Source organism: Borrelia hermsii DAH (assembly GCF_023035675.1).
Classification (GTDB): Bacteria; Spirochaetota; Spirochaetia; order Borreliales; family Borreliaceae; genus Borrelia; species Borrelia hermsii.
Genome location: NZ_CP073145.1, coordinates 21,441 through 27,874 on the forward strand (window position 1 = coordinate 21,441; position 6,434 = coordinate 27,874).

Below are 6,434 nucleotides of genomic sequence, written 5' to 3' on the forward strand. Positions count from 1 at the left end.
AAAACCTCCAAAATAAATTTTTTTCTTATATCACAAAATTTTTACGCACTCTTAAATTGTTCTCGGTAAAGAGCAAGTCTTTGCCTAACATCAAACACAAGAGACGAATCAACAAGCCTGAATACTCTTAAAGACTCAAGCACCCCATTGCTTACGGCTTTAGAACTGCCAAGTGAATCCCAAATAACAGAGCGCAAATCGTTATCAAGAATTACAAAATGGTATAAATCACTCTCACTATCTTTATATTTGCCAACTAAAATATCACAAATATCAGACTCATAATCAGTAGGGGAATAATGGACATTAAGATAATGAATATCATCACCAATCCCAAGATTCTTGAATATCAGATTTGGATTAAGCACATATGAATTGGCATCTTTCAAACAACCAGCATTTGCAAGACTTTTGAAAAGTAAATCAACTTCAAACTTATCTAAACACTTCTCAACCTTGCTTCTAATCTCTTTGACAACAAATGCAATAAATAAAATGCATAAAAAATAACATCCAAAATTGCAAATAGCAACGTTTTGGTCTTTGAAATTATATTGAAAGGGAACTACTAGCCTGTGCTTTTCTATCTCTCTTATTTTTTTGCAAGCCTTATAAGATATATCTTCTAAAGGCAGAGCACTTTCAAGTAATTCTGACTTATATTTCCTAATAAAATAGTCTTTCAAAGATTTATATGCAAAATCATAAAGAACCATAAAAAACTTACTTCTCATAACTACCCTCTTCAAAATTCTTCAATAAGCCAAAACACTTCTCTATTTCTTCTCTAAGAGCATTTTTGATTTTGAATCTCTCTTTCAGTAAAAGACTCTCTAATTCTGATACCATCTCCTTACTCTCCGAATTTGCTCTTTCAATATCTTTCTTTAAATCATCTCTTAAAAACAGCTTTAAGGCTTCAAATTCGCTTCTGAGTCTGATTTCAGATTCAACACGCAACTCCTCAAGAATCTCTTTCTTAAATTCCGATAAAAATCCTTTAAAGGCATAGGTTCCAACTCCAGATACACAAATAATTAATGTTGTTGCAATAGTTCCAATAATATTAATCTGCCTCTTAATCCCACTAGACATCTAAAACCCCTCCTCTAAGCCTTCAAAATGACAAACAAGAATACTTTACTATTGCTAATCTCTTCTTCATGAAGCTAACAAAAGCAAAGTAGCTTGCTCTTTTTTTGAGAAAAAATATTATAGAAATTAATAGAATCTACTATAAAAATCTTTAAAAGAAAGATACAAAATAAACATTAAAAAGTCAATCTAATCATTAATTCAAGGAATTATATAAAAATATATTTCTTTGAAGAGCGCTAAAATAGCCTTATAAAGATTTTTTTATAAAAAAAATCGATACAATAAAAATTTATAATCTATTATTATCAATAATAATTCTATGTTTTGATTATTTATCAAATAATATTTATAATAAAATAAATAAGTTTAAATAAAAGAGAGGAAATATTATCATGAAAAAAGTAGGAAAAATCAAACTATATAAAGTTGGGGAAGTAGTAAAAATATTAGAAGAAAGATTTAACTATAAAATACATCCTCAAAATGTTTGCAGAAAAGCATCTATTTTGAATGCATATATCACATACAATGATATTAATTACCTTTCAGAAGACATAATCTGCTATTTTGCTACAGACCTGAAGAAAAAAGCAACAAGAGCAGATATTAGACTGATTATTCAAAAAAAAATAGAAAAAATAAAGAAAAATTTAAACACATATGAAAACAAACATAGGGTATCACCAATTAAAGCAATAAAGAATATCAAGAGCCAGAATACCAACACAATCACAATTGTTAAAGCAGTAATACAACTAAAAGAAGAGATACAAAAAATGAGAGAACAAACACAAGAAGAGATACAAGATAAAAGCGAGGAAATAGCAAGACTAAAAAAAGAGATGCAAAAAATGAGGGAACAAACACAAGAAGAGATACAAGATAAAAGAGAGGAAATAGCAAGACTAAAAAGAGCAATACAAAAAATGAGGGAACAAACACAAGAAAAGATACAAATAAGAGAAGCGATTTAAGTGTTAAAAACATACTAAATAAACTGATTTATAAAAATCATTTACATATGCCAAACAAAAGCATCTAATCTATCTAATAGAGATTAGATGCTTAAATACGCACTGAAAAGCTATTTAATAGAAAATCAAAATAGATAATAATTAAAAAGTTAATAAATTCTAATATATTATTATTGACACCAATATCAAATTAATATAAAATCGATATCATGGTTCTATTTGTCATCATAAATACCAAATTATCTCAATTTTTTTATTATACAAATAACCACTTTACAAAAATTGTTTCTAAATTTTGGGCAGAGAAGAGAATAGTATACAAAAAAATCACTTCGACCCCAAATCTAGTCAAAAGTGAAATTTTTACATATAATAAAATATATAAATTTCCAAAGCTTCACATACAATGTGAAAATTTAACTTTGGATTAAAAGCACAATGTATGAATAGTATAACAAAAGAAACAAAAAATTTCAAATCAAAAGACATAAAAGACCAAATAAAACTAATATTAAATAAACTTATAGAATCAAATAAAGATAAAACATCCCCTGATATTAAAGAAATCTGTGTATCACAAGTTAAATCACTAATAATCAGAACATTAAACAAATACGATAGACTCCTTAAAGTTCATTGGGTCATAAATGTAAAAAATAAAAACTACAAGCAATCGAGTGGAATTGAAGAATATTCAGCAAGTGATATCTACAATATTGTAAGTAAATTATTAGAAAATGATACGAAGAAAAAAGTATGCAGACGAACATTTGAAAGAGACCTCAAATTTCTAAATGAAATTGGGTTAATAAAATCTAAAATTAGAAAGTTTGGCAAAAACAAGGGAAGCATTTCTCACTATGTACAAAATATGGAACTTACACATATGCACAAAGAAATAATTTTAGAATATCTTAAAGAACATCTTAAAGAAAAGTTAAAGGACAAAAGAATTATTGGGGATTTTGATAAAGACGCAAAAAATACAACATTCAACTACACAAACCTTGAAAAGTACGAAATACTACCTAAGTTAAGTCAACATAATAATATAAGCCAAATGTCGCATGTGAAGGGGCCAGCTGTATTTAATAAAGCTAATATAAGCTATATAAATAATAAGAATTCTAAAGAAATGCTTTCTAATAAAATTTGTTCCAATAAATCAAAAACAAGACAACCCAAATTCAAAAGGAATGATGTAGAGACAAGACTTATCTCTAAACATAAAATCGATAAAAGGTATCTAAATCAAGTAAAAGAATGTAGCAATAACGATTCGACTTACATAAATGCACTGATCAATCTAGAGACAGCAATCATTGAATACAGAAGCGAATACTATATTGAAGATATTTTGGAGCATTTCCTAAAGCAATTTAGCAATAGGTATAAATACAAAGTATGGATGATGATGAGGCGTAAAGACGGCGTGATTAGCGATTATGAGCTCATATGGGAGGGAAGATTTAGAGATTGGTACCCAAATAAGTATAAGTTTAATTGTGTTTCTAAAGAGACTTATGGCGGGCATATACGAGTTAGGAAAAAGGCTTCCGATATTAAAGCAAAAGAGATAACAAATCAATTGAAACCTGAAGAGGCAGAAAGAATAGAAAGGGAGAGAGAAGAAAAACGCAGGCTTGCAATAAAGAGAAGGGAAGAATATTTGAGTAAGTTGTTTGAACGTGAAGCTAAAGAAAGGGAAGAGCGTTTAAGAAAGGCTAGGGAAGATGAAGCTTATCTAAAAGACCGTGCTAGGGAAAGTATGCTTGCTACTTTAGAGAAAAGTAGGGTAGTGGATATGGGAGTTGATATAGAGAATAATAGAGATAATTCAGCACTCTATGAGAGTATGCATAATCCACCACGTCCGGTTGAGATTGTGCTTAAGAATAATTTTGAAGGATTTAAGACTACCAAGGGAATTTCTATAGCTAATTTAGGGATCATGCTTCCAAATGAAGAACAGAATCAAATTTTAGGTGAAAAGGAGATATGACATGAGGTTTAGTTTGAAATATCTAGCAAGAAGGCTATATATAAAGCGCCATAGGTTTTGGAATACCTATATGAGCGATGAAGTGCAGTCTAAGAGAGCAGACGATACAATAATTAATTTTCCAATACTTAGCCCTGCAGACATTGACTATGAATATGTATATGCATACGTTAAAGATTGGGTAACAAAGAAATATACAGATGATCTTGACATTATGATTAATAAAATAGGCAATGATGATTATTATTGTGAAACAAAGCGTGGTTCTTTGATGAATAATATTTTGGATAGGATTCATGAAGATTATAAGGAAATATTTCTTGGTAACTTAGAAAAAAGGGTTGTTGATAAGAATCCTGAGGTTGTTGTTAAGGGGTCTGGGGATGTTGGCTCCTTAGAGACAGAAGAAGCTTCTGAAGGGAAATTACAAGCTAAGCAAGTTAAGACTGCTAAAAAAGCTAAGTCAGCAAGCCCTTAGGGTTAATGCTATTTTGATTTATGTGATTTATTGCTTTTTAATTAAGTTATGCAATTACTTAAAGATAAGAGTTAATAAAATACCTATAGAGATGGTAATAATAGTCCCAAACATCCAATTATGAAGTCTTAATGTGCTCTTAAGTTCCATTTTGTTAACATCAATTTTGTTATCCAGGTCTTTAATGTCAGATTTTAATTCATTTCTAACGTTGTCAATTTTGTTATCCAGGTCTTTAATGTCAGATTTTAATTCATTTTTAACGTTATCAATCTTGATGTTAAGATTATTCTCAACAGTATCAATCTTGTTATCCAGGTCTTTAATATCAGATTTTAATTCATTTCTAACGTTGTCAATTTTGTTATCCAGGTCTTTAATGTCAGATTTTAATTCATTTCTAACGTTATCAATCTTGATGTTAAGATTATTCTCAACAGTATCAATCTTGTTATCCAGGTCTTTAATATCAGATTTTAATTCATTTCTAACGTTATCAATCTTGATGTTAAGATTATTCTCAACAGTATCAATCTTGTTATCCAGGTCTTTAATATCAGATTTTAATTCATTTCTAACGTTATCAATTTTGTTATCAAGGTCTTTAATATCAGATTTTAAGCTTGCTTCAACCTTTTCAAGCTTAAGGTTAAAAGTAGTCTCTAAATACTCAATATCTTTATAAGTAAGCTCATTGCGATAATATCTGTAAGACAAATCAGTAGCAATATCTCTATCAATACCAGCTTTAACAAGTTCAGCGATAACCATTTGTTGAGTAACTATCGGTTGAGGAAGTCCCATAAAATCTCCTTATAAGTATTATACATTGTTTTATTGCAAAAGGATATGAGAGAATAGTTGTTTTTGAGTTCTATTAGTTAATTTATAATTAATACCAAGTTGTTTGAGGTGTAGATTAATATAAGATTTGAGCGTATGTAAGTTTTTATTTGATTTATTATCAAGGAAAAAGGATTCAATTAGGGTAGCAATATTAGAGTACAATTTATTATTGCTATTTTTATAGAATAGTAAATTAGAAGTATGTATGCGTAATGATTGAAAAGAATTAATAAACTTTAAGTTTTTATAGCTATTTAGAGGAGTAGTTTTGCTTACAAGTTTGATATGCTTATGTTTTAGATTTTGTGAAGAGGAGTGGTTATAAAAGCAAAAAGCATTTTTTCTATGGGAGGAATTAAGAATAGTATAGTAAATGGATTCTAGATGTTTAGAGGTGATGTTTGCTAGGAATAGTTTTTTAAGAATACGATTAATTTTCCAAGCAAGGATAGTAGAATTAAGCTTTTTTAGAGAATAAATGGCGTTTGTAATTAGTTTTGGGTTAAGCAAAGTATGCTTTTTAATTTGTAAACCAGAAGATAAAGTATAAGAAATAATATTATCTGTAAAGTTAGTGATAGTAAAATTTTTGTTATTTAGAGTGGACAGAGGTATACCGGAAGAGAGGATAATGCCAATTGATTTAAGTTCTGTACTATTTGATAGTAAGAAATAATTTTTAGAGAAAGAAATAATTTCTTTAGGATTTATTTCAAGTGAATCGGTAGTAGATATTTTGGTAATAAATTTTTTAGATTTGATTTTATTAAAAATATTTTTTATACTAATCATTGTATAGAAATATATATCTATTTATAAAAATGTCAACTTTGGTATATTTTCGTGACAACTATGGTGCATTTTCATAGCAACTTTGTCCATTTTGGCGTCAACTCATAAAAATAAGAAATGAAAAAAATCAACTTTGTTCATTTTCGTGGCAACTTTGTTCATTTTGGTATCAACTTTGTACATTTTCATAGCAACTTTAGTCAATATTATAATTCAAAGAATCTCATACTAATAACAAATTATA

Annotated in this window: 7 protein-coding genes; 3 read left to right on the forward strand and 4 right to left on the reverse strand. The window is 28.5% G+C overall.

What is annotated here, in order from left to right; genetic code table 11:
* Positions 1-41: 41 nt before the first annotated feature.
* Together bhDAH_RS06935 and bhDAH_RS06940 are read right to left on the reverse strand one after the other, a co-directional pair.
* Positions 42-734, reverse strand: coding sequence for a DUF261 family protein (locus tag bhDAH_RS06935; protein ID WP_062706160.1), 693 nt, complete (start codon positions 732-734; stop codon positions 42-44).
* Positions 724-1,095: a hypothetical protein gene (locus bhDAH_RS06940; protein WP_062706157.1), complete on the reverse strand. Its 372-nt coding sequence runs from the start codon at positions 1,093-1,095 to the stop codon at positions 724-726. The genes bhDAH_RS06935 and bhDAH_RS06940 overlap by 11 nt, the downstream gene beginning before the upstream one ends.
* 395 nt (positions 1,096-1,490) lie before the next feature.
* Here bhDAH_RS06940 and bhDAH_RS06945 point away from each other — a divergent pair, with 395 nt between their 5' ends.
* The 3 genes from bhDAH_RS06945 to bhDAH_RS06955 all read left to right on the forward strand — a co-directional run bounded on the left by bhDAH_RS06945 (position 1,491) and on the right by bhDAH_RS06955 (position 4,552).
* Positions 1,491-2,072, forward strand: coding sequence for a hypothetical protein (locus tag bhDAH_RS06945; protein WP_025407193.1), 582 nt, complete (start codon positions 1,491-1,493; stop codon positions 2,070-2,072).
* Between the two features lie 442 nt (positions 2,073-2,514).
* A complete protein-coding gene (locus bhDAH_RS06950; RefSeq protein ID WP_062706154.1) occupies positions 2,515-4,074 on the forward strand; it encodes a plasmid maintenance protein in 1,560 nt (519 codons plus the stop codon).
* Between the two features lies 1 nt (position 4,075).
* The gene (locus bhDAH_RS06955; RefSeq protein ID WP_062706101.1) at positions 4,076-4,552 is read left to right on the forward strand and encodes a hypothetical protein; all 477 of its coding nucleotides are present in this window, start codon (positions 4,076-4,078) and stop codon (positions 4,550-4,552) included.
* Between the two features lie 54 nt (positions 4,553-4,606).
* Here the strand turns inward: bhDAH_RS06955 and bdr are convergent, their stop codons facing one another.
* Together bdr and bhDAH_RS06965 are read right to left on the reverse strand one after the other, a co-directional pair.
* On the reverse strand, positions 4,607-5,356 hold the full coding sequence (gene bdr / locus bhDAH_RS06960) for a Bdr family repetitive protein (RefSeq protein WP_064536692.1): 750 nt from the start codon (positions 5,354-5,356) through the stop codon (positions 4,607-4,609).
* Positions 5,357-5,386: 30 nt separating this feature from the next.
* On the reverse strand, positions 5,387-6,190 hold the full coding sequence (locus tag bhDAH_RS06965; RefSeq protein WP_064536691.1) for a hypothetical protein: 804 nt from the start codon (positions 6,188-6,190) through the stop codon (positions 5,387-5,389).
* Positions 6,191-6,434 lie beyond the last annotated feature (244 nt).

What these genes read in the sequence shown, in the direction of transcription:
- bhDAH_RS06935 (WP_062706160.1), bottom strand. Translation starts at nt 734, where the DNA reads ATGAGAAGTAAGTTTTTTATGGTTCTTTATGATTTTGCATATAAATCT.
- bhDAH_RS06940 (WP_062706157.1), bottom strand. Translation starts at nt 1,095, where the DNA reads ATGTCTAGTGGGATTAAGAGGCAGATTAATATTATTGGAACTATTGCA.
- bhDAH_RS06945 (WP_025407193.1), top strand. Translation starts at nt 1,491, where the DNA reads ATGAAAAAAGTAGGAAAAATCAAACTATATAAAGTTGGGGAAGTAGTA.
- bhDAH_RS06950 (WP_062706154.1), top strand. Translation starts at nt 2,515, where the DNA reads ATGAATAGTATAACAAAAGAAACAAAAAATTTCAAATCAAAAGACATA.
- bhDAH_RS06955 (WP_062706101.1), top strand. Translation starts at nt 4,076, where the DNA reads ATGAGGTTTAGTTTGAAATATCTAGCAAGAAGGCTATATATAAAGCGC.
- bdr (WP_064536692.1), bottom strand. Translation starts at nt 5,356, where the DNA reads ATGGGACTTCCTCAACCGATAGTTACTCAACAAATGGTTATCGCTGAA.
- bhDAH_RS06965 (WP_064536691.1), bottom strand. Translation starts at nt 6,190, where the DNA reads ATGATTAGTATAAAAAATATTTTTAATAAAATCAAATCTAAAAAATTT.